The organism is Pseudomonas sp. SC11 (genome assembly GCF_047039205.1).
Taxonomy (GTDB): domain Bacteria; phylum Pseudomonadota; class Gammaproteobacteria; order Pseudomonadales; family Pseudomonadaceae; genus Aquipseudomonas; species Aquipseudomonas boreofloridensis.
The window spans coordinates 5,193,645-5,216,171 of record NZ_CP178183.1; the positions used below are offsets into that span (position 1 = coordinate 5,193,645).

At 64.8% G+C, this 22,527-nt stretch carries 12 protein-coding genes and 1 pseudogene; 9 read left to right on the top strand and 4 right to left on the bottom strand.

All coding sequences use genetic code 11. From position 1 onward, the window contains the following. Positions 1-7: 7 nt before the first annotated feature. Complete coding sequence (locus ACK2SD_RS23105) at positions 8-505, bottom strand: sn-glycerol-3-phosphate transporter (protein WP_412460940.1); 498 nt, start codon at positions 503-505, stop codon at positions 8-10. A gap of 245 nt (positions 506-750) precedes the next feature. Here ACK2SD_RS23105 and ACK2SD_RS23110 point away from each other — a divergent pair, with 245 nt between their 5' ends. The 3 genes from ACK2SD_RS23110 to ACK2SD_RS23120 all read left to right on the top strand — a co-directional run bounded on the left by ACK2SD_RS23110 (position 751) and on the right by ACK2SD_RS23120 (position 4,236). Beyond that, positions 751-2,052: a murein hydrolase activator EnvC family protein gene (locus ACK2SD_RS23110; protein ID WP_039582605.1), complete on the top strand. Its 1,302-nt coding sequence runs from the start codon at positions 751-753 to the stop codon at positions 2,050-2,052. Positions 2,053-2,137: 85 nt separating this feature from the next. Then, entirely contained in the window at positions 2,138-3,463 is a 1,326-nt protein-coding gene (locus ACK2SD_RS23115; protein ID WP_412460941.1) for a S41 family peptidase, read from the top strand. Beyond that, entirely contained in the window at positions 3,463-4,236 is a 774-nt protein-coding gene (locus ACK2SD_RS23120) for a divergent polysaccharide deacetylase family protein (RefSeq protein WP_412460942.1), read from the top strand. Before ACK2SD_RS23115 ends, ACK2SD_RS23120 begins: the two co-directional genes overlap by 1 nt. A gap of 6 nt (positions 4,237-4,242) precedes the next feature. Here the strand turns inward: ACK2SD_RS23120 and ACK2SD_RS23125 are convergent, their stop codons facing one another. Continuing rightward, positions 4,243-8,898 (bottom strand): dermonecrotic toxin domain-containing protein, encoded by a 4,656-nt coding sequence (locus tag ACK2SD_RS23125; RefSeq protein ID WP_412460943.1) that lies wholly within the window; start codon positions 8,896-8,898, stop codon positions 4,243-4,245. 153 nt (positions 8,899-9,051) lie between these two features. Between ACK2SD_RS23125 and ACK2SD_RS23130 the strand changes: the two genes are divergently transcribed. Further along, positions 9,052-10,521 (top strand): trypsin-like serine peptidase, encoded by a 1,470-nt coding sequence (locus ACK2SD_RS23130; protein ID WP_412460944.1) that lies wholly within the window; start codon positions 9,052-9,054, stop codon positions 10,519-10,521. 4 nt (positions 10,522-10,525) lie between these two features. Here the strand turns inward: ACK2SD_RS23130 and ACK2SD_RS23135 are convergent, their stop codons facing one another. Together ACK2SD_RS23135 and ACK2SD_RS23140 are read right to left on the bottom strand one after the other, a co-directional pair. Further along, entirely contained in the window at positions 10,526-10,882 is a 357-nt protein-coding gene (locus tag ACK2SD_RS23135; protein WP_304484843.1) for a hypothetical protein, read from the bottom strand. 55 nt (positions 10,883-10,937) lie between these two features. After that, positions 10,938-12,472 (bottom strand): annotated as a pseudogene (locus ACK2SD_RS23140) (BCCT family transporter); the annotation flags it as partial. Positions 12,473-13,009: 537 nt separating this feature from the next. Here ACK2SD_RS23140 and betI point away from each other — a divergent pair. The 5 genes from betI to mscK all read left to right on the top strand — a co-directional run bounded on the left by betI (position 13,010) and on the right by mscK (position 22,454). Then, on the top strand, positions 13,010-13,669 hold the full coding sequence (gene betI, locus ACK2SD_RS23145) for a transcriptional regulator BetI (protein WP_029613847.1): 660 nt from the start codon (positions 13,010-13,012) through the stop codon (positions 13,667-13,669). A gap of 30 nt (positions 13,670-13,699) precedes the next feature. Further along, positions 13,700-15,172, top strand: coding sequence for a betaine-aldehyde dehydrogenase (gene betB, locus ACK2SD_RS23150; RefSeq protein WP_116887369.1), 1,473 nt, complete (start codon positions 13,700-13,702; stop codon positions 15,170-15,172). 234 nt (positions 15,173-15,406) lie between these two features. After that, entirely contained in the window at positions 15,407-17,098 is a 1,692-nt protein-coding gene (gene betA / locus ACK2SD_RS23155) for a choline dehydrogenase (RefSeq protein WP_342649967.1), read from the top strand. Between the two features lie 269 nt (positions 17,099-17,367). Then, on the top strand, positions 17,368-19,110 hold the full coding sequence (locus ACK2SD_RS23160) for a potassium/proton antiporter (RefSeq protein WP_039582597.1): 1,743 nt from the start codon (positions 17,368-17,370) through the stop codon (positions 19,108-19,110). A gap of 35 nt (positions 19,111-19,145) precedes the next feature. Further along, complete coding sequence (gene mscK, locus ACK2SD_RS23165) at positions 19,146-22,454, top strand: mechanosensitive channel MscK (protein WP_295486331.1); 3,309 nt, start codon at positions 19,146-19,148, stop codon at positions 22,452-22,454. The last annotated feature ends 73 nt before the right edge of the window (positions 22,455-22,527 follow it).

Here is a 22,527-nt window from a genome sequence, read left to right on the forward strand (position 1 = left end):
CAAGGGTTCAGCGAAAGCGATAGCCAACGTTGACCATCATGGCGTTGCCCCCCAGCAGTACCGCCTCGATGCCCACCGGCCCCAGGTGGGTGCCCAGCGCGGGAATGATCACCGGTGCCACGCCAAAGCGATTGAGCGGCAGCTTGTCGCGGTACTTGCCGCGATAACCCTGCAGCAAACCGGCACTGACCTTGGCGTACACCGGCCATCGGTCGTGCTGCCAGGCCTTGCCGCCGTAGGCGTAGACCGAGCGCTGGCGGAACGAATTGCGGAAGGTTGCAGCGCCGTACAGCAGGCCATCGGCGCGATTGCGCTCCAGGCCGATGAGTTCCTGGCGCTCGTTGTGGTCCGGGTCGGGATTGAAGTGTCGGGTGTAGACGCTGGTCTGCAAGGTCCAACTGTCCTGCGCGGTGGATGCAGCAACGGACGGAATGAGGACGATCAGCAGCAAGCCTGCGCACAACAGGCAGTGCCCTAACCGGAGCAAAGGGAAGGATATCGACATGGAAGCTCTCGCACAGCAGGAAGAGGACGGGCAGCCGGATCGGCGTTTGCCACGCAAGGGCCGCCGATGGTAAGCGCGGTCGTCGCAGCGCTTCATGCCGAGCTTTCCGGTCTTCACAACGGATAAGTCCGATATTTCATGCGGCTTTCCTGACAAACGCGGCCCTCCTGCCGCTGGCAGGCGTTTTTTTTGCAAGCCTGGGCGGGCATACTAGGCCAGTCTCCATCCCTGGTACGCCCGATTCCATGCGCCGCGCCCTCATATTCCTCGCCCTGTCATGCCTGCTCGCCCCGGCTATCGCCGACGAGCGCGCCCAGACCCAGCAACAGCTGGACGCCACTCGCCAGGACATCGCCGAGCTCAAGAAGACGCTGGGCAAGCTCCAGGAAGAGAAAGCCGGCGTGCAGAAAGACCTCAAATCCACCGAGACCGATATCGGCAATCTCGAGAAACAGGTGGAGGCGCTGCAGCAAGCGCTAAAAAAGACCGAGGGCGAACTGGAGCGCCTTGACCACGAGAAAAAAAAACTCCAGTCCGCCCGTACTGAACAGCAACGGCTGATCGCTATCCAGGCCCGTTCGGCCTACCAGAGTGGCCGCGAGGAATACCTCAAGCTGCTGCTCAACCAGCAGAATCCCGAGAAGTTCGCGCGCACCCTCACCTATTACGATTACCTGAGCAAGGCGCGCCTGGAACAATTGCGCACCTTCAACGAGACCTTGCGCCAACTGGCCAACGTCGAGCTGGAGATTTCCGGGCAGCAAGAGCAACTGCTGGCCCAGCGCGCCGACCTCGACACCCGCCGCCAGTCACTGGAAGCCGAGCGCAGCAAGCGCCAGCAGGTGCTGGCCAAGCTCAACAGCGACATGAAAGCCCGCGACCAGAAGCTTCAGGCCCGCGAACAGGATCAGGCCGACCTGGCCAAGGTGCTCAAGACCATCGAGGAAACCCTCGCGCGCCAGGCCCGCGAAGCCGAAGAGGCGCGGCAGAAGGCCCTGCTGGCGCGCCAGGAAGAAGAAAAGCGTCGCCGCGAACAGGCCCTGGCCGATGCTCGGCGCGAGGCGCCCGAAGCGCCCGAAGCGCCGCCGAAGAAGGCCCGTACCGTACTTGGTCCGCTGGTTTCCAGCGACGGCGCCAACTACGGCGGCGCCTTTTCCGCGGCCCGTGGAAAACTTCCATGGCCAGTCAATGGTCGACTGCTGGCACGCTTCGGCGATACCCGTGGCGGTGACGCCCGCGCCAAGTGGGATGGGGTGATGATCGCCGCCTCTGCAGGCACCCAGGTGCACGCGGTGCACGGTGGCCGCGTGGTGTTCGCCGACTGGTTGCGCGGTGCCGGACTTCTGGTCATTCTCGACCACGGCAATGGTTACCTGAGCCTGTATGGCCACAACCAGAGCCTGCTCAAGAGTGCCGGAGACATCGTCAAGGCCGGTGAAGCCATCTCCACCGTCGGCGACAGCGGCGGTCAGGACAGCGCGGGCTTGTACTTCGCGATTCGCCAGCAGGGTCGGCCTACCGACCCGGCGCAATGGTGCCGAGGCTAGGCATTTGCATACATGACGGCATCGCCTCTATGGGCGGCGTCGATGCTCCGTCAGGGGCACCTACAGGATCAGGAGTTCGTTCGACATGCTGCACTCGTCTCGCCTCACCCAGCTGGCCCTGAGCATCGCTCTGGTCGTCGGCGCGCCCCTGGCCACCGCCGCCGAGCCGGTCAAGGCCGCCAAGCCTGCGGCCATGCCGGCCACCGAGGTGACGGCCAAGGCGCCGCTGCCGCTGGACGAGCTGCGCACCTTCGCCGAGGTCATGGACCGGATCAAGGCCGCCTACGTCGAGCCAGTGGACGACAAGACCCTGCTGGAGAACGCCATCAAGGGCATGCTCAGCAACCTCGACCCACACTCGGCCTACCTCGGCCCGGAAGACTTCCAGGAACTGCAGGAAAGCACCAGTGGCGAATTCGGCGGCCTGGGCATCGAAGTGGGCCAGGAAGACGGCTTCATCAAGGTGGTCTCGCCCATCGACGACACCCCAGCCTCGCGCGCCGGCATCGAAGCGGGCGACCTGATCGTCAAGATCAACGGCGCGCCCACCCGTGGCCAGACCATGACCGAAGCGGTCGACAAGATGCGCGGCAAGATCGGCCAGAAGATCACCCTGACCCTGGTGCGCGACGGTGGCACGCCGTTCGACGTGACGCTGGCCCGTGCGGTCATCCAGGTCAAGAGCGTGAAGAGCCAGTTGCTGGAAAGCGGGTATGGCTACATCCGCATCACCCAGTTCCAGGTCAAGACCGGCGAGGAAGTCGGCAAGGCACTGGCCAAGCTGCGCAAGGACAACGGCAAGAAGCTGCGCGGCCTGGTCCTGGACCTGCGTAACAACCCAGGTGGCGTGCTGCAGTCGGCCGTGGAAGTGGCCGACCACTTCCTCACCAAAGGGCTGATCGTCTACACCAAGGGCCGTATCGCCAATTCCGAGCTGCGTTTCAGCGCCGACCCGGCCGACGCCAGCGAGGGCGTGCCGCTGGTGGTGCTGATCAACGGCGGCAGCGCCTCGGCATCGGAAATCGTCGCCGGCGCCCTGCAGGACCAGAAGCGCGGCGTGCTGATGGGCACCGACAGCTTCGGCAAAGGCTCGGTGCAAACCGTGCTGCCATTGACCAACGACCGCGCACTGAAGCTCACCACGGCGCTGTACTTCACCCCCAACGGCCGCTCCATCCAGGCCCAGGGCATCGTTCCGGACATCGAGGTGCGCCAGGCCAAGCTCACCGCCGAAGCCGACACCGACAACTTCAAGGAAGCCGACCTGCAGGGCCACCTGGGCAACGGCAACGGCGGCGCCGACCGCCCGACCGGCAGCAGCAAGCGCACCGAGCGCCCGCAGGACAATGACTTCCAGCTCAGCCAGGCCCTGAGCCTGCTCAAGGGCCTGAACATCACCAAGGGCGACTGATGCCCGTCATCCGCGCCCTGCTGCTGACACTGGCCTGCGCACTGGCCGGCACCGCCCACGCGGCGCCGGTCAAGGCGTTCATGAGCATCATCATCGATGACCTGGGACAGAACAGCGAACGCGACAGCCGCACCCTCGCCCTGCCCGGACCGGTCACCCTGGCGGTCATGCCCGATACCCCGCACGCCAGCGATTTCGCCCGCCAGGCCCACAAGGCCGGGCGCACGGTGATCCTGCACATGCCCATGGACCCGGCCACCGGGCCTTATGCTTGGCACCCCGGCCTGCCGATCGAGGAACTGGCGCGGCGTCTGGATGCGGCGCTGATCAAAGTGCCGTTCGCCGCAGGCGTCAACAACCACATGGGCAGCCGCATGACCGCGCAACCCGAGGCCATGGCCTGGCTGATGGGTGAGCTGCAGCGTCGTGAGCTGTTCTTCGTCGACAGCCGCACCAGCGCCGCCACGGTGGCGGCGGCCAAGGCTCAGGAAACGGGGCTGGCCCACGTTTCGCGAGATGTGTTTCTCGACGATGTGCGCACTCCCGAAGCCATCGCGGCCCAACTGCGCCAAGGCGTCGAGCTGGCGCGCAAGCAAGGCTCGGCGGTACTGATCGGCCATCCGTACCCGCAAACGTTGCAGGTGCTGGAGCGGGAAATGCCCCGGTTGGCCAGCCAGGGCATCGAGTTGATCGAGCTGCGCCAGATGATCGCCGAGCGCAGCAATCAGGCCATGCCGGCACATGGTCGGCACGGCCGATACAGCAACCGCTGAGCCGGCTCACTCGAAGGGAATGATGCCCTCGACATCGCCTTTGCGCAGTTGCCCGCGGTATACCTTGAGCACCTGGTTGCGCTTGGCCGCACGCAACTGCGCTTGTGCGCCCAGCTTGCGCTGCTCCCAGAGCTTGAGATGACCCCGGATGAATTCGCGGTCGGCGGTTTCCTCGGCGGGGTAATGGAAATGGGCTTCCCACAGCTTTCTGCCGGTCACCCGCCTGATTTCATAAGTGTCCAAGTAATCACCACCGGACAGCAATAAACGTCGATCACGCCGCTCGATGATGAGCTCACCAATGGAATGAAGGTACTTCAAGGCATTGAGCGTTGGTGTGCGCGTCGTCAGGTAAAGGGTGACCAGCAGATCGCGCTTGCTGTCCTCCAGCTCTTGGATGGCTGCCTGGGCCCTCTCGATCAACTCACCGTCCTGGCCACTGCGTGGCAACTGGGCCAGCCTGTGCTGAAGATCCTTCACATGCAGGTCGATCACCGTCGACAGCCCCAGGGGTTCATCGTGACCGAAGAACCGCTTGGCCATGTTGATGGTTGGGTTCACTCCGGCAATCAGCGCCTGCACCCGAGTGCGCAGAACCTCCGGCTGCGGTGCAGGCCCGACGGCCGGCCTGTCTCTGCGCTCATCCGCCACTTCGCGCCACTGACTGGCTTGGCGACGGAACGTTCTGAGCACATTGTCATGGCTGTCCCTCTGCTGCACGACGGCTTCGCCGTCCTCCCCCGTGGCCTCCACACCCACCACATTGCGCCCGCGCTGGGTTCTGACCACCCGACGAATACCGCCGCGCGGCGCATACACCGGGGTGCGCTGGGGCACCGGCTCGCTCAGTTCGATTTCGCGGACACTGGCGCTCATCTGTTCAGTGGCCAGCGCTTTGAGCCGACGCGCAACGTTGAGAAAAGACTGCAGCTTGTCCTGGCGAATCAGCGCCGGCTGGGTGCTGGTCAGATACTCGGCGCCGCCGATGGTTTCCTCGTAGGCCTCGATCACATCGTTGAGCACCGCCACGCGCTCCTCCTCGGACAGATCGCTGGCCGCCAGTTCGCCATGTGCGCTACCGGCGCTGCGCAAGGCGTCGCTGACCAACAATTCGTCATGGTCCGCGACCTCCTCCTCGGTAGAGCCCTTGAGGCGGTCCAGGCACAGCTCGCCAAGGTCTTCGAGCAAACGAAATTCCACATCCACGGCGTTGTGCCGCCGCTGCTCGATCACCTTGTCCAGTTCATGGTGCTTGTTGACCGGCTGGTCGTCATCGTCGCGAAAGACGATACCGTCGTCCTTGAGCGTGCTTTCCAGCAGCGCGTCGAAACGCCCCGCCTGCGCGACCAGTTCGTTGCCCAACTGCTCGACGCGCTCCAGCGACGCAACCAGGCGCAGATACTGCTGCTTTTCCTCGTCGGTCTCGGGCAGGATCGCGATCGCACGACGTTGAGCGTCGATCTCCTCATCGTTGATGAGCGTCGCCAGCAGGTTGTAGCGATGCTCGCAGGCGGCGATCAGGCCCTGGCGCAACAGGCTGCGCTGATGCAGTAGCGCGTCGGCCACCACCTGACTGGACAGCTTCACAGAGCCGGTGCTCATCAACAGCGCCTCATGTTTGAGGTCATGCTCGATGAGGTTCTTGAGATCCTTCGCCAGCACGTTGCGTTGTGCCCGGCGCACCTGGATGTGCAGGTCGAGCAACTCGCGCTGGCGCTCGTCCAAAGACTCCAGCGCCTGCAACTCGTCGATCTTCGCCGTGGTCTTGTCCACCTCGTCCAGATGCTTACCGAAAGCCTGTCCCAGGCCGTTGCGCTGACCGGTCAGTTGCATGTCCTGCTCCCTCATCCGCGCCTCTGCGGCGATGTTCTCCTCGCGCTTGCGGGCAATGCGGCTTTTCGGCATACCGCCACGCAGTCGTTGCCCGACATCGATTCGCCAGCCGGCACCGTAGCGCTCCACCCAGGGACCTGGGTTGCCTTGCGCGTCGACGATGCGCACACCTTCTTCGCCAAGCGTGACGCGGTAGGCATCGCCACGCAGGCCGACGTAGTGTTGGCCCTCGATGAGGTACAGGCCGGCGGCATCGCCCTGTGCGATCGGGGTCAGACCGCCCAGCACCCGCTCGCTGCGCAGGGCTTCTAACTGGCGAAGTCGTTCCGGTGGCAGCAGGTTGAATCCGCTACCGCCACTGAAGGAGAAGTCCAGCAGTGCCTGCGGCTTGGCCAGCGCGCCGGCCATGAACACCTTGCCCTGCGCAGGCGCGGGGGAGCGCTCGGTGATCGGCAGCGCCGCACCGACCGCTAGGCCGGGCGCCAGCGATGCATCCGGTAGCCTGGCCGGCACTCGCGACACCGCAGGTGCATAGGCGTGCCCTATCACCAGGACCAGGTTCAACAGCATGTCGACCAGGGCGGCAGAGCGCTCGAACGCGCTGCCCTCGCGCACCGCCTGCACATCGGCACTCGCGGCATCGAACATCTGCACCAGCCACAGCACCGTCGCCACCGGGCCGCGTAGCAACAGGCTGGCAACGTCGAACAGCAGCCATGCGCCCTGGACCAGCAGCGCCCAGCGGCTCTCGGCGTTGGACACCGAATCGCGGTCCGCCAGGGTCACCAGCAGATCGCGGTTGGCCTGGTAGAGCTGCAGGTCCACCTCGCTGCGCCAGTAGCGCGGCCAAAACTGCGCCGGTGCCACGGGCGCGGGCAGAATCGAGGTGTCGACGATCGGCGTTCCCAGGTGCGGTTCGGTGAATCCGCCGTGGTCGTAGACCGGGCGCGCCTGCGGCGGCAACCAGTCGAGCAGGCTGGCTTGCAAGTCCTTGTCCTCGCGCACGGCCTGCATCATGGCGTCGATACTCGCAAACTCGAGCACGGCGTCCTTGCCGTACAACGGCCGATAGAGGATGACGTTGTTCAGCGCCGCGTTGAACAGCACGTACATGCCCTGCACCACATCGCATGCCGGGCTGTCGGGCGCACGGCGCAGGGCCAATGGCATCAGCATGCTCGCCGGCAGGCTGGCATCGATGCGTCCTGCGCAGTAGTCGCTGACCGCTTGCAGACTGGGTTCGCAGATCCGTCCGTGCAACCGCGCGCGAAGGGCGCTGAACAGCAGTGCACTGCGCCACTGCCGAGCGAACTGCTGTACGCGCATCGAGTAGCCGGTCGGCTCGTCCAGTTGCGCTGCGACGTACAGTGGATAGGTGCCGCCGATGTCCACCCGCTCCACCAACGCCTTGACGTAGTCGGCGTTCATCCACGCCATGATCAACTGGTCATCGCGGTGACGGATGGCAGTGATGGATGCGCCTTGCAGCGACGCAAGATTGGCGATGGCGAACTGCGTCAGGCTGACACTGCGCCGCTCCAGTGCCCCGTCGCCCGTGCCGGCACCCGCCCCGCCTGGCACGCCCCAGGCGGTGGTGAGCTCGAGCATCAGGTCGTCTGGCCAGTAATTGGCATCGATCGGGTGATCGGCCAGCAGTTGCTGGCGCAGTTGCTGGCTGGCGTAACTGTGCAGGTCCAGCACCTCGCCCAAGGCCGCGGCGCCACCGGACTCGGCCTGGGCCAGCGCCAATTCGTACAGCGCCGATTGGCAGGCGAAGCTGTCCGCTGGACTGAGCCGGAACACGCCCGACGGTGGCACGCCTTTGATCTGCGCCTGGGTGATGTAGCCTTCGATGAACCCGCGTGACGGGTCGGTGAGCGCCAGATACGCCTGCTCCAGTTCAGCCACGCTGCTCAATGACAGACGGTCGAGGGCCTGCACCTGTTCGAGCATGCGCTCCTGCAACAACGCCGTCAGTTGTGCGAAGGGGTCGCCCTCGAGCACGTGGCGATGCCAGGTCAGGCCGACACCCTGGGCAGACGGGGCGTACTCGTCGGCCAAGGCATCGGTCAGCGCACCGAGGCCGTCGAACGCCCAGATCACGCCGGACGGGCGACACCACAGGACCACCTCAGCCTCGTCCCACTGCCCCTGCACGAACAGATCGGTGAGAAACGTGCTGCTCGTGCGGGCGTCGTGCAGCAGGTCGATCTGCACCATGAACACCGTCGGCTGCTCACGTCCGCCCTTGAGCAGGCCATGAATGCACGCCTGCTGGCGCGCATCGAGGCCGTTGAGCGGGAGGTTGTATAGCAGCGCCGCGCGAATCGTTTGCTGCAGGCAGCGGTCTCGGCTAGCGCCCATGCTGCCTGGCGCGCGCCAGTAATCGACCTGCGCTTGACGGAAGTAGGCGGCAGTCAGCAACAGCACATCGTTGAACGGCTCGATCAGGCGCTGCAAGTCGATCTGATCGCCGTCAGCCGTTTCGAACGGATCCTCGATGGCGAACAAGCGTTTGCGATCGAGCGTCAGGTAGGGCTTGGTGTTGGCCACGGCGGGGAAATCCAGCAGGACGCCGTTGAGGCAGGCCTGCAGCACCTCATCGACCAGCGGGCGCAAAGCGACCTGCTCGCCGTCCGGGCTGGGAGTGGCCACGCTGAGCCTGTCGGCGTCGACCAGCTCGGGACGCTGGCGGGCGATCAGCGGGTACTGCTCGACCAGCGCTAGCAGGAGTTGGCGGCTGAGCACCTGTCGCAACGTGGGACGGCTGGCGAACTGGGCGCGCACGAGCAGGCAAAAATCGGGCGATGAAACGACGGTATCGGTCATGACGACGTCTCGCTGGGAACGGACCCCGACCCTAGCTCGGTGCCCACCCCGACTGGCCGTACTTATCGCTGGCATTCGATCGTCAGCACTATGTAACGCGGATGGTCTGCGCCACGGCGGCAACCTCATCGCAACCGTCCAGAGGAATTCGCCATGCCGTCACGCTCCGCCCTATCCGCATCTGCTACCTGGCTTCTGCTGGCGTTTCACGCCGACGTCGTGGTCGCCGCCGATCCAGTGCCGCTGCTCAATGCCCAGTTGCAGAGCGTGCAGTGGAACGGTATCGGCCGCCTGAGCAGCCAACACGGCACGCATCAATGCATCGCCACCTTGCTCGACACCCGCGAGCCCTCAGGCCAGTCGTCCGGGCCTGCCTATGTGGTCACCGCCGCCCATTGCCTGGATCCACGCAACGGCGTGGTCGCCCATAACGTGCCGGCCGAGGGCTCGGTGGCCTTCAACTATTTCATCGACACGTCCGAGCAGCGCGTCACCTTTGCGCTCAAGCAGCGGGTGTGGAGCAGCATGCAGGGCACCGACCTGGCGTTGCTCGAGCTCGATGCCAGCTTGCAGGACGTCATGGCCCAGGGTATCGAGCCCCTACGGTTGGGCGAGCGACCGGACACGGCCGCGCCGGTGATGGTGATTGGCGAGCCCAGTGTGCCTGATGAGGGCCTGCGCCTGATGCGCTGCACGCAACAGCGTACCAGCCATGCCATCGAGTACCCCTGGGTCTGGCGCGACATCGAGCGCAACGACTGCGCGGGCATCGCCGAAGGCGCCTCGGGCAGCCCGGTGATCAGCGAGGACGGGCAACGCTTGATCGCCGTCATCAACAGCGTCGGCGTCGCCGATTCGACGCGCTGCGAGCGCAACAGCCCGTGCGCGTTCGATCATGCCGACGCGGTGACCGGACAGGCGCTCAATTACGCCATGCCGGTGCAACGCTTGTCAGGCTGCTGGCGACAGGGGCGTGCAGACCTGGAAAACCCCGACTGCACCTTGCTGCCCGCTGTGCACATCGAGGTCCAGGAGCGCATCGCATTCATGCGCAAGCTGGCGCTGGATGCCAACGGGCAGATCGAGGCGCCGACGTGGGGCATGACCTTCGCCCTGGAAACGCCGCGCTATCGCTACAAGACCGTGCAGGATCCGAAGGCCTGCGAGGATCCGCTGCACTACAGCGGCACGATCGAGGCCGCGCAGAACCGCATCGACACACCGATTGGCACGACGCCGGGCTGGTACTTCCTGTGCTTGATCGGCGTCGAGGGCGCCGACCAGCGACCCTCGCCAGGCTTGATGGCCAACAGTCTGAGCCTGCCGGTCAATCTGCTTCCCGCTGCGCCAGTACCTGACCCGGACGTGTCGATCCGACGCCTGGAGGACGCCAGCCTGGAGGTGACCTGGACCCGCCACCCGCCGGATCTGGTGCGCTACTTCGTCAAGCGCGGCCCGCCGCAGTCGACCGATTGCGAGAACCCGTCGGGCTACCGACGGGCGCGCCACGAGGTGTATGCCTTCAAGCCCCAGCAACTGCCGTTGAAGCTCTGCACCCGAGGCGAGGACATCAACGGCAGTCATTCGGTGGTACGCACCGACCATCTACTGCCTGCGCCATGACGGCTCAGCTGTAGACGCGGCCCAGCACCTGGCGGTGGCTTTCGAACTGATCCAGCACGTCGCGCACGATCTGCTCGGACGTGAAGCCCATCAGGTCGTATTCCTGGCTGCCGTCATGCAGATAGACCTCGGCACGGTAGAAGCGCTGGCGCACTTCTGCCTCGCCCTCGGGCGACGCCTCGTTCGGTGCAGCCAGATAGCCGTCCAGGCTCACTTCGTAGACGAACGGGTTGCCCTCTTCCATCATCACCCGCACGCCCATCATGTTGCGCGACTGACCGACGCGGGTCTCGACCTGGAAGCCCAGGGCGCGGAGCTGCTCAGCCGCCTCCTTGAGCGCCGGGCTGACCTGGCGGTCCATGAAGCGCTGCACCACGGCCTGGGTCGGCTGCAGTTCGAGTTGGGTCAGGCGCTCGCTGAAGCCGCGACGGCCACGGGCTGCCAGCTCGGCGCGCTCCTGCTCGATCGCCACGTCCTGCTTCATGGCCTTGTACAAGCCGAACATGAACAGCACCAGCACCACCGAGAACGGCAGACCGGCCAGCACCACCATGGTCTGCATGGCCTCGAAGTTGCCAGCGAACAACAGACCGATGGTCACCAGAGTGATGATCACCGACCAGAACACCACCATCCAGTGCGGCGCGTCCTCGTCCACCTGGCCGCCGGTGCAGGAAAGGTTGGCCATCATCACCGCGCCCGAGTCGGCGGGGGTGAGGAACAGCACGAAGCCGACGAACACGGCGACACCGATGACGATCTTGGCTGCCGGGAAGTATTCCAGCAGTTGGTAGATCGACATCGACGGCTGCTCCAGGGCGGTCTTGCCCAGTTCTACGGCGCCGTGGTTCATCACCAGATCCAGCGCGGTATTGCCGAAGATCGACAGCCACGCCAGGGTGAAGCCCAGTGGGATCAGCAGCACGCCGCTGACCAACTGGCGCACGGTGCGACCCTTGGAAATCCGCGCGATGAACATGCCGACGAACGGACCCCAGGAGATCCACCAGGCCCAGTAGAACACGGTCCACAGGCCCAGCCAGCGCTCGGACTTGCCGGCCTCGCCTTCGTAGACATAGAGGTCGAAGGTCTTGAGCACCAGGCCATTGAGGTAGTCGCCGATGTTCTGCACGAAGCCGTTGAGCAGGTGCAGGGTCTCACCGCCGAGCAGTACGAAGATCAGCAGACCGCTGAACAGCACGATGTTGAGGTTGGACAGGCGGCGAATGCCGTTTTCCACACCCGAAACCGCGGCCACGGTGGCAACACCGGCCATCACCAGGATCACCACCAGCAGGTTGGTCTTGCTGTGGTCCATGCCGAACAGGTATTCGAGGCCCGAGGCCACCTGCATCGAGCCGATGCCCAGGTTGGTCACCAGGCCCAGCAGGGTGACGAACATGCCGAAGATGTCCACGGCGTTGCCCGCCGCACCCTTGACCCAGCGTTCACCCACCAGCGGGTACAGCGCCGAGCGCAGCGCCAGCGGCTGGTTGTGGCGATAGGCGAAGTAACCCACGGCCAGGCCAACCAGGGCGTAGATCGCCCAGCCATGCAGGCCCCAGTGCAGGAAGGTCAGTTGCAGGCCCTGGCGCGCCGCTTCCAGGCTGGCGGGCGTGCCTTCGGGCGGGTTGAAGTAGTGGTCCAGCGGCTCGGACGCGCCGAAGTACAGCAGCGAGATGCCGATGCCGGAGGAAAACAGCATGCCGGCCCAGGCGCCATAGCTGAAGTCGGGCTGGTCTTCCTTGCCGCCCAGCTTGAGCTTGCCGTAGTCGGAGAAGGCCAGGTAGATGACGAACAGCAGGTAACCGCAGATCACCAGCATGTAGTACCAGCCGAAGCTGCGTGTCAGCCATTGCTGAGCGACGCTCAGCACCTGACCGGCGGTTTCGGGTACAGCGATAAGCAAGGCAGTCAACGCGAGGATCAGCAGCGCAGAGGTGTAGAACACCACGCGGTTGACCCGAACCCTCTCGGCGGGGGGCTTTGTCAGGGAGGCAGAACTCATTGCACGAATGCTCCGGGCAGTGCGGCGGTGGAGGCTAATTTCAGTCTTGTCCCGAGCAATTGGTGGAATCCCCCCCACTGCGTCAGGTGTTATAAAAGCACCTTGGAAACCGTGAACCCGAACCGAATCGCTGCAAAAAAACAGAGTGGCTGGCCGGATTTCAGCACGATCATCCGCGTGGGATGCGCGCATCTGTCGCAGTTCGCCGGACCCGCTCCAAAGGTCTGCCGCACGGTCGATGACCGCCCGGCGGGATCTGTCGCTGCACCATTCCTACCCGCAAACGCCCTGTATCACGGGGGTTTCACGATTTCCTGGGGTGTCAATCCGTGTCGCTGGAGCAGCCTCAAAAGCTGTCAATGGCACAAATTGTCGCAGAGCTTATTCTTTATTGATTGAACGTTCAATCAAAACAAAATAGACTGGCCCTCGCCGAGTCGGAGGCGTCTCGTCCGCTCGCAGGCCTGAGGAGATAGCACGATGCCCAAGGTCGGTATGCAACCCATCCGCCGCCAGCAGTTGATCGAAGCCACGTTACAGGCGGTCGATCAGGTCGGACTGGGAGATGCCAGCATTGCGCTGATTGCCCGTTTGGCCGGCGTGTCCAACGGCATCATCAGTCACTACTTTCAGGACAAGAACGGCCTGATCGCAGCGACCATGAGTTACGTCATGAAGATGCTCAGCGAAGGGGTCAGCGCACGCCGCGAGGCGCTGCATGAAGACACTCCGCGAGCCCACCTGCAGGCGATCATCGAGGGTAACTTCGATGCCAGCCAGGTGAACGGTCCGGCCATGAAGACCTGGCTGGCGTTCTGGGCCTCGAGCATGCACCAACCGTCCTTGCACAGGTTGCAGCGGATCAACGACCACCGCCTGTACTCCAACCTGTGTTGTCAGTTTCGCCGCGTCCTGCCGCTCTACCATGCGCGCAAGGCAGCTCGCGGCCTGGCGGCCCTGATCGATGGTCTGTGGCTGCGCGGCGCGCTGTCGGGCGATGCGTTCGACACGGAACAGGCGATACGCATCGCCTACGAATACATGGATCTACAACTGGCTAAACAGCACAACCTGGCTCCCCAGGCCGCTGCACAACCGCCCGCGACCGCTGCCCTGAAGGCAGGCGCACGAGGCGGCTAGCCAATCACACACTGCACTTGCGAGGATTCTATGGCCCGTTTCGGAACGCAAAAACTCTACATCGATGGCGGTTATGTCGACGCTGGCAGCGACGCCACCTTCGAAGCCATCAACCCGGCCACCGGCGAAGTGCTGGCCCACGTCCAGCGTGCGACCGAGGCTGACGTCGAGCGCGCCGTCGAGAGCGCCGAGCGGGGCCAGAAAGTCTGGGCCGCGATGACCGCCATGCAGCGTTCGCGCATCCTGCGCCGCGCCGTCGACATCCTGCGCGAGCGCAACGACGAGCTGGCCATGCTGGAAACCCTGGACACCGGCAAGTCGTACTCCGAAACCCGCTACGTCGACATCGTCACCGGCGCCGACGTGCTGGAATACTACGCTGGCCTGGTGCCCGCCATCGAAGGCGAGCAGATCCCGCTGCGCGAATCGTCCTTCGTCTACACCCGTCGCGAACCGCTGGGCGTGACCGCTGGCATTGGCGCGTGGAACTACCCGATCCAGATCGCCCTGTGGAAATCCGCACCAGCCCTGGCCGCCGGCAACGCGATGATCTTCAAGCCGTCGGAAGTCACCTCGCTGACCACCCTGAAACTGGCCGAGATCTACACCGAAGCCGGCCTGCCGGACGGCGTATTCAACGTGCTGACCGGCAGCGGCCGCGAAGTGGGCACCTGGCTCACCGAGCACCCACGCATCGAGAAAGTCTCCTTCACCGGCGGCACCACCACCGGCAAGAAGGTCATGGCCAGCGCTTCGAGCTCCTCGCTCAAGGAAGTGACCATGGAGCTGGGCGGCAAGTCGCCGCTGATCATCTGCGCCGACGCCGACCTGGACAAGGCCGCCGACATCGCCATGATGGCCAACTTCTACAGCTCGGGTCAGGTGTGCACCAACGGCACCCGCGTGTTCATTCCTGCTTCGCTCAAAGCCGCCTTCGAGGCCAAGATCCTCGAGCGCGTCGCGCGCATCCGCGTCGGCAACCCGGAAGATGACAACACCAACTTCGGTCCGCTGGTGAGCTTCGCCCACATGGAAAGCGTGCTGGGCTACATCGCCAAGGGCAAGGAAGAAGGTGCCCGTGTGCTGTGCGGCGGTGAGCGCCTGACCGACGGCGCCTTCGCCAAGGGCGCCTTCGTTGCGCCGACCGTGTTCACCGACTGCCGCGACGACATGACCATCGTCAAGGAAGAGATCTTCGGCCCCGTGATGAGCATCCTCAGCTACGAGACCGAGGAAGAAGCCGTACGCCGCGCCAACGACACCGAGTACGGCCTGGCCGCCGGCGTGTGCACCAACGACCTGAGCCGCGCCCACCGCATCATCCACCAGCTCGAAGCCGGCATCTGCTGGATCAACGCCTGGGGCGAATCGCCGGCCGAAATGCCGGTCGGTGGCTACAAGCAATCGGGCGTTGGCCGCGAAAACGGCGTCAGCTCGCTGGCCCAGTACACCCGTATCAAGTCGGTCCAGGTCGAACTGGGCGGCTACACGTCGGTCTTCTGACAGACAGCCGCGAGCGGCTAGCTGCAAGCTGCAAGAAAGAGCCGGTCGGCGATAGCCGCCGGCCCTTGCAGGCAACGCGCAGCCGTAAGTCCTTAGCGGCAAGCTGCAGGGAACGTGAGGCGCGTATCACCTCACCGATCTTGCAGGACCCAATCAATCGCAAGCTTGGCGCGAACGCTTCTTCTTGAAGCTCGAGGCTTGAAGCTTGCCACTGCTTCCGGAGGAAGCCTCCCCATGGAATACGATTACATCATCGTCGGTGCCGGTTCGGCCGGTAACACCCTGGCCACCCGCCTGACCGAAGACGCCAACGTTTCGGTGCTGCTGCTCGAAGCGGGCGGCCCTGACTATCGCTTCGACTTCCGTACCCAGATGCCCGCCGCCCTGGCCTTCCCGTTGCAGGGCAAGCGCTACAACTGGGCCTACGAGACCGATCCAGAGCCGCACATGGATGGCCGCCGCATGGAATGTGGTCGCGGCAAGGGCCTCGGTGGCTCGTCGCTGATCAACGGCATGTGCTACATCCGCGGCAACGCCATGGACTTCGACGGCTGGGCGAAACTGCCAGGCCTGGAAGACTGGACCTACCTCGACTGCCTGCCCTACTTCCGCAAGGCCGAAACCCGTGACATCGGCCCCAACGACTACCACGGCGGCGAAGGCCCGGTCAGCGTGGCCACGCCCAAGGCCGGCAACAACCCGCTGTTCCACGCCATGGTCGAAGCCGGCGTGCAAGCCGGTTACCCGCGCACCGAAGACCTCAACGGCTACCAGCAGGAAGGCTTCGGCCCGATGGACCGCTCGGTGACCAAGAACGGCCGCCGCTCCAGCACTGCCCGTGGCTACCTGGATCAGGCCAAGAAGCGTCCCAACCTGACCATCGTCACCCACGCCCTGAGCGACCGTATCCTGTTCGAAGGCAAACGCGCCGTCGGCGTGACCTACCTGGTCGGCGACAGCGAAGAGCGCGTGGAAGCGCGTGCACGCAAGGAAGTGATCGTCAGTTCCGGGGCCATCGCCTCGCCGCAACTGCTGCAGCGCTCCGGCGTCGGCCCCCGCGCCCTGCTCGACAGCCTCGACATTCCCGTGGTCCACGAACTGCCGGGCGTCGGCGAGAACCTGCAGGATCACCTGGAACTGTACCTGCAATACGCCTGCACCCAACCGGTGTCGCTGTACCCGTCGCTGCTGTGGTGGAACCAGCCGGCCATCGGTGCCGAGTGGCTATTCAACGGCACTGGCATCGGCGCCAGCAACCAGTTCGAGGCCGGCGGTTTCATCCGGACCCGTCCTGAGTTCGAGTGGCCGAACATCCAGTATCACTTCCTGCCGGTGGCCATCAACTACAACGGCTCCAACGGCGTGAAGGAGCACGGCTTCCAAGCGCACATGGGCTCGATGCGCTCGCCGAGCCGCGGCCGTGTGCAGGCCAAGTCGAAAGATCCGCGCCAGCACCCGAGCATCCTGTTCAACTACATGGCCACCGAGCAGGACTGGCAGGAATTCCGCGACGGCATCCGCCTGACCCGCGAGATCATGGCCCAGCCGGCGCTGGATCCGTATCGGGGTCGTGAGATCAGCCCGGGCGAGCATGTGCAGACCGACGAGGAACTGGACAAATTCATCCGCGAGCACGCCGAGACCGCGTTCCACCCGTCGTGCTCGTGCAAGATGGGCACCGACGACATGGCGGTGGTCGATGGCGAAGGCCGCGTGCACGGCATGCAAGGCCTGCGCGTGGTAGACGCCTCGATCATGCCGATCATCATCACCGGTAACCTCAATGCCACCACGATCATGATCGCCGAGAAAATCGCCGACAAGATCCGCCAGCGCCAGCCGCTGCCGCGCAGCACCGCCAAGTACTATGTGGCCGGCGATGCTCCGGTGAAGGGCAAAGCGATGCGCGAGGTGAAGCAGGGCTAAGCGCGCCCACACAGGTTCTGCGCAGTGCTCTGAAACGGCGCTGCTGCTGATCCCTACTGGGAACCTGTGGGAGCGGGCTTGCCCTGCGATGAGGCCCGCCGCCACACCGCAGCACCCACGAAAGGCACCTCGACGGTGCCTTTCGTACATCTGCAGAAACGCTTTACATGCCGCCAATTCATCAGGTTAGAATCGATTGGCACGCGACCTGCTAGTTCTATTCAGCACTACCACGTCTTCATCCCCGCGAAGTCCCGGAGTACCTGCCTTTGGATGCCAGTACCATCAACAGCCTGTTCCTGATCGGCGCATTGCTGGTGGGCGCAAGCATCCTGGTCAGCTCGCTGTCTTCGCGTCTGGGCATTCCCATCCTGGTCATCATCCTCGCGGTCGGCATGGTTGCCGGCGTGGATGGCGGCGGCATCATCTTCAACAACTACCCGACCGCCTACCTAGTGGGCAACCTGGCCCTGGCGGTGATCCTGCTCGACGGCGGCCTGCGCACACGGGTGGCGAGCTTCCGCGTGGCCTTGTGGCCGGCGCTGTCGCTGGCCACGGTCGGGGTGCTCATCACCACCGCGCTGACCGGCATGGTCGCCGCCTGGCTGTTCGACCTGAGCTTGATCCAAGGCCTGCTGATCGGCGCCATCGTTGGCTCCACCGACGCTGCCGCGGTGTTTTCGCTGCTCGGCGGCAAAGGCCTCAACGAGCGGGTGACCGCCACCCTGGAGATCGAGTCCGGCAGCAACGACCCGATGGCGGTGTTCCTCACCGTGACGCTCATCGACATGATCGCCAGCGGCCAGACCGGCCTGCACTGGAGCCTGCTGACCCACCTGCTGCGCGAGTTCGGCATCGGCGGCCTGCTGGGCCTGGGCGGCGGCTGGCTGATGCTGCAGCTGGTCAACCGTATCAACCTGGCCGGTGGCCTGTACCCGATCCTGGTGGTGGCGGGCGGCCTGGTGGTGTTCTCGCTGACCAACGCCCTGCATGGCAGCGGCTTCCTCGCCGTCTACCTGTGCGGCCTGGTGCTGGGCAACAAGCCGATCCGCAGCCGCCACGGCATCCTGCACATGCTCGACGGCATGGCCTGGCTGGCGCAGATCGGCATGTTCCTGGTGCTCGGCCTGCTGGTCACCCCGCACGACCTGCTGCCCATCGCCCTGCCCGCCCTGGGCCTGGCGCTGTGGATGATTCTCGTCGCCCGGCCGCTGTCGGTGGTCGCTGCGCTGCTGCCGTTCAAGGCCTTCCATGGTCGCGAGAAAGGCTTCATTTCCTGGGTCGGCCTGCGGGGCGCGGTCCCGATCATCCTGGCGGTGTTCCCGCTGATGGCGGGCCTGCCGCAGGCGCAGTTGTTCTTCAACCTGGCGTTCTTCATCGTGCTGGTGTCGCTGCTGGTGCAGGGCACCAGCCTGCCGTGGATGGCCAAGCTGCTGAAGGTCACGGTACCACCGGACCCGGCGCCGATTTCCCGCTCGGCGCTGGAGGTGCACATCACCAGCGAATGGGAGCTGTTCGTCTATCGCCTCGGCGCGGAAAAATGGTGCATCGGCTCGCCCCTGCGCGAGCTGAGGATGCCCGAGGGCACGCGCATCGCCGCGTTGTTCCGCGGCCAACAGTTGCTGCACCCGTCCGGCAGCACCGTGCTGGAGGTCGACGACATGCTCTGCGTGATCGGCCATGAGCACAACCTGCCGGCGCTGGGCAAACTGTTCAGCCAGGCGCCCCAGCGCGGCCTGGACCTGCGCTTCTTCGGTGACTTCGTGCTCGAAGGCGATGCCGAACTGGGCGCGGTGGCCGCACTGTACGGCCTCACGCTCGACGGCCTGGAGGCGTCCACCCCGCTGGCGCAGTTCATCCGACAGAAGGTCGGCGGCGCGCCCATCGTGGGCGACCAGGTGGAATGGCAGGGCACGATCTGGACGGTGGCGACCATGGACGGGAACAAGATCCAGAAAGTGGGCGTCAGATTCCCCGAAGGAACCCGACCCGGACCCGGTCTGTTCCTCTAAACTCCGATTCATGCCCTTTCGCTAGTAGTCTGCCTATGTCCCTGCGCGTATATGCCCGCACAGCCCTGCTCGGGCTGTGCCTCTCCCTGTCGTTCGCCGCCGTGGCGGCCGAGATGCCCACCGCTCCGGGCGTTCAGAACAGCCTCGACAAGATCGCCGAGCGCAAGCTGCCGGAGGCCGAACAGAAGGCGCTGCAGCAAGTGCTGGAGCAAACCCTGACGCTGATCGCCAGCAAGGACGACAGCGACCGCAAGCTCGCCGAACTCAAGCAGCAGCTCGCCAGCGCGCCCCAGGAAACCCGTGACAGCCAGCACGAGCTGGCCAAGCTCAAGACCAGCAAGCCCACCCCGGTGGCGCAGCGCTACGCCAACCTCAGCGTGCCGCAGCTCGAATTGATGCTCAGCGAACGCAGCACCCAGCAGGGCGACCTGCAAAAAGCGCTGTCCGAAGCCAACAGCCTGATCATCAACTCGCAGACCCGCCCCGAGCGTGCCCAGGCCGAGATCAGCAACAACCAGACTCGCGTCCAGCAGATCAACAACGCGCTCAAGTCGGGCAAGGACAACGGCAAGGCGCTGTCCCCCGACCAGCGCAACCAGCTCATCGCCGAACAGGCCTCGCTCAATGCCCTGACCCTGCTGCGCCGCCAGGAGCTGGCCGGCAACAGCCTGCTGCAAGACCTGGGCAGCGCCCGCCATGACCTGCTGATCGAGCGCACCGCGCGCCTGGAACAGGAGATTCAGGACCTGCAGACCCTGATCAACGAAAAGCGCCTGGCGCAGTCCCAGCAGACCGTCACCCAGCAGTCCATCGAGGCGCAGAAGGCCGGCGGCAGCACCCTGCTGGCCAACGAGAGCGCAGCCAACCTCAAGCTCTCCGACTACCTGCTGCGCAGCACCGACCGTCTCAACGAGCTGACCCAGCAGAACCTGCAAACCAAGCAGCAACTCGACACCCTGACCCAGGCCGACCAGGCCCTGGACGAGCAGATCAACGTGCTCAAGGGCAGCCTGCTGCTGTCCAAGATCCTCTACAAGCAGAAGCAAGCTCTGCCGCACCTGAAGCTGGACCGCGACCTGGCCGACCAGATCGCCGATATCCGTCTCTACCAGTTCGAGGTCAACCAGCAGCGCGAGCAGATGAGCAGCCCGATCAGCTACGTCGACGACCTGCTCTCCAAACAGCCCGAGCAGGACGTCACGCCCCAACTGCGCAAAGCCCTGTTGGAAGTGGCCATCACCCGCAGCGACCTGCTCGAACGGCTGAACCGCGAGCTGTCGGCGCTGCTCAACGAATCGATCACCCTGCAGCTCAACCAGAAACAGTTGCTCAGTACCGCGCAAAACCTGCGCACCACCCTCGATGAACAGATGTTCTGGATCCCCAGCAACAAGCCGCTGGACTGGGACTGGCTGCGCTACGTGCCGGAGCGCTTCGCCAACCAGGTCGCCAGCCTGCCGTGGAGCTCGGGCATCAACGAGCTGGCCGATGGCCTGCTACAACGGCCGCTGCTGTTCCTGCCGCTGCTGCTGGTGATCGGCGCACTGCTGTGGCGACGCAAGTACCTGTATCAGCGCCTGGGCAAGGTGCACCAGGACATCGGCCACTTCCGCCGCGACAGCCAGTGGCACACGCCCCAGGCGATTTTGATCAACATCCTCCTGGCGATGCCGCTGAGCTTGGGCCTGGCGTTGTGCAGCTACGCCTTGCAGATCGACGCGCGCGGGCAGAACGCCAACCTCGGCGCCGCACTCTGGCAACTGGCCCAGGCCTGGCTGGTGTTCTACACCGCCTACCGTATCCTCGCCCCCGGCGGCGTGGCGGAAGTGCATTTCCGCTGGCACAAGCCGCAGGTCGAGTTCCTGCGTGGCTGGGTGCGCCGGCTCGGCACCGTGGTGCTGGCCTTGGTCGGCGTGGTGGCCGTGGCTGAGCACCAGCCCTCGGCGCTGGCCGACGACGTGCTCGGCATCGGTGTGGTACTGACCTGCTATGGGCTGATGGCCTGGTTGCTCAGCCGCCTGCTGTTAAGCAGCCCGGCGCACCAGAACACCTCGTTGTTCCGCAAGGCCGTCGGCGTGGCCTTCACCGCCCTGCCCATCGCGCTGTTCGTCGCGGTGTGCTTCGGCTACTACTACACCGCGCTGAAACTCACCGACCGCCTGATCTACACGCTGTACCTGCTGCTGTTCTGGCTGGTGATCGAGGCCGCGTTCGTGCGCGGTCTGTCGGTGGCGGCGCGGCGCCTGGCCTACCAACGCGCGCTGAGCAAGCGTGCGGCGGCCAAGGAAGGCCTGGACGGCGAGGTGATCGTCGAAGAACCGACCCTGGACATCGAGCAGGTCAACCAGCAGTCGCTGCGCCTGATCCGCCTGGCCTTGCTCGGCGGCTTCATCGCCGGCCTGTACTGGGTGTGGTCGGACCTGATCTCGGTGTTCTCCTACCTCAACAACTTCACCCTGTACGAATACACCAGCGGCACCGGCGCCACCGCCAGCATGGTGCCGATCAGCCTCGGCGACCTGCTCGGCGCGTTGGTCATCGCCGGCATCACCATCGCCCTGGCCAGCAACCTGCCGGGCCTGCTGGAGGTGCTGGTGCTGTCACGCCTGAGCCTGGCCCAGGGCAGCGCCTACGCCATCACCACGCTGCTGTCGTACGTGATCGTCGGCGTGGGCATCGTCAGCACCCTGGCCACCCTCGGGGTGAGCTGGGACAAGCTGCAATGGCTGGTCGCCGCCCTGTCGCTGGGCCTGGGCTTCGGCATGCAGGAGATCTTCGCCAACTTCATCTCCGGCATCATGATCCTGTTCGAGCGCCCGGTGCGCATCGGCGACACCATCACCATCGGCAACCTGTCCGGCACGGTGAGCAAGATCCGCATCCGTGCCACCACCATCACTGACTTCGACCGCAAGGACATCATTGTCCCCAACAAGACCTTCATCACCGGGCAGTTGATCAACTGGTCGCTGACCGACACGGTGACCCGAGTGACGCTGAAGCTGGGCATCGACTACGGCTCGGACCTGGACCTGGTGCGTGACCTGCTGCTCAAGGGCGCCCACGAAAATCCCCGGGTGCTCAAGGACCCTGAGCCGCTGGTGTACTTCCTGCAATTCGGCGAGAGCTCGCTGGACCACGAACTGCGTATGCACGTGCGCGACCTGGGCGACCGCAACCCGACGCTGGACGAGATCAACCGCTACATCAACCGCGAGTTCAAGGCCCACGACATCAAGATCTCGGTGCGCCAGGTGGAGGTGTTCCTGATGGACACCAAGAACGGCAAGCAGCAGATGATCCCGCTGGAGAACACACCCGACAGCAGCACGCCACCGAGCTGAATTGGACGCTGACCGGTGCAAGCGCCCAGAATGCCAGTCAACGCTGCACCTGGACCGCCCCTCAACAACCCGG

Excerpts from the sequence above, each read along its gene's own strand:
- ACK2SD_RS23105 (WP_412460940.1), bottom strand. The coding sequence starts at position 505 with ATGTCGATATCCTTCCCTTTGCTCCGGTTAGGGCACTGCCTGTTGTGC.
- ACK2SD_RS23110 (WP_039582605.1), top strand. The coding sequence starts at position 751 with ATGCGCCGCGCCCTCATATTCCTCGCCCTGTCATGCCTGCTCGCCCCG.
- ACK2SD_RS23115 (WP_412460941.1), top strand. The coding sequence starts at position 2,138 with ATGCTGCACTCGTCTCGCCTCACCCAGCTGGCCCTGAGCATCGCTCTG.
- ACK2SD_RS23120 (WP_412460942.1), top strand. The coding sequence starts at position 3,463 with ATGCCCGTCATCCGCGCCCTGCTGCTGACACTGGCCTGCGCACTGGCC.
- ACK2SD_RS23125 (WP_412460943.1), bottom strand. The coding sequence starts at position 8,898 with ATGACCGATACCGTCGTTTCATCGCCCGATTTTTGCCTGCTCGTGCGC.
- ACK2SD_RS23130 (WP_412460944.1), top strand. The coding sequence starts at position 9,052 with ATGCCGTCACGCTCCGCCCTATCCGCATCTGCTACCTGGCTTCTGCTG.
- ACK2SD_RS23135 (WP_304484843.1), bottom strand. The coding sequence starts at position 10,882 with ATGGACCGCCAGGTCAGCCCGGCGCTCAAGGAGGCGGCTGAGCAGCTC.
- betI (WP_029613847.1), top strand. The coding sequence starts at position 13,010 with ATGCCCAAGGTCGGTATGCAACCCATCCGCCGCCAGCAGTTGATCGAA.
- betB (WP_116887369.1), top strand. The coding sequence starts at position 13,700 with ATGGCCCGTTTCGGAACGCAAAAACTCTACATCGATGGCGGTTATGTC.
- betA (WP_342649967.1), top strand. The coding sequence starts at position 15,407 with ATGGAATACGATTACATCATCGTCGGTGCCGGTTCGGCCGGTAACACC.
- mscK (WP_295486331.1), top strand. The coding sequence starts at position 19,146 with ATGTCCCTGCGCGTATATGCCCGCACAGCCCTGCTCGGGCTGTGCCTC.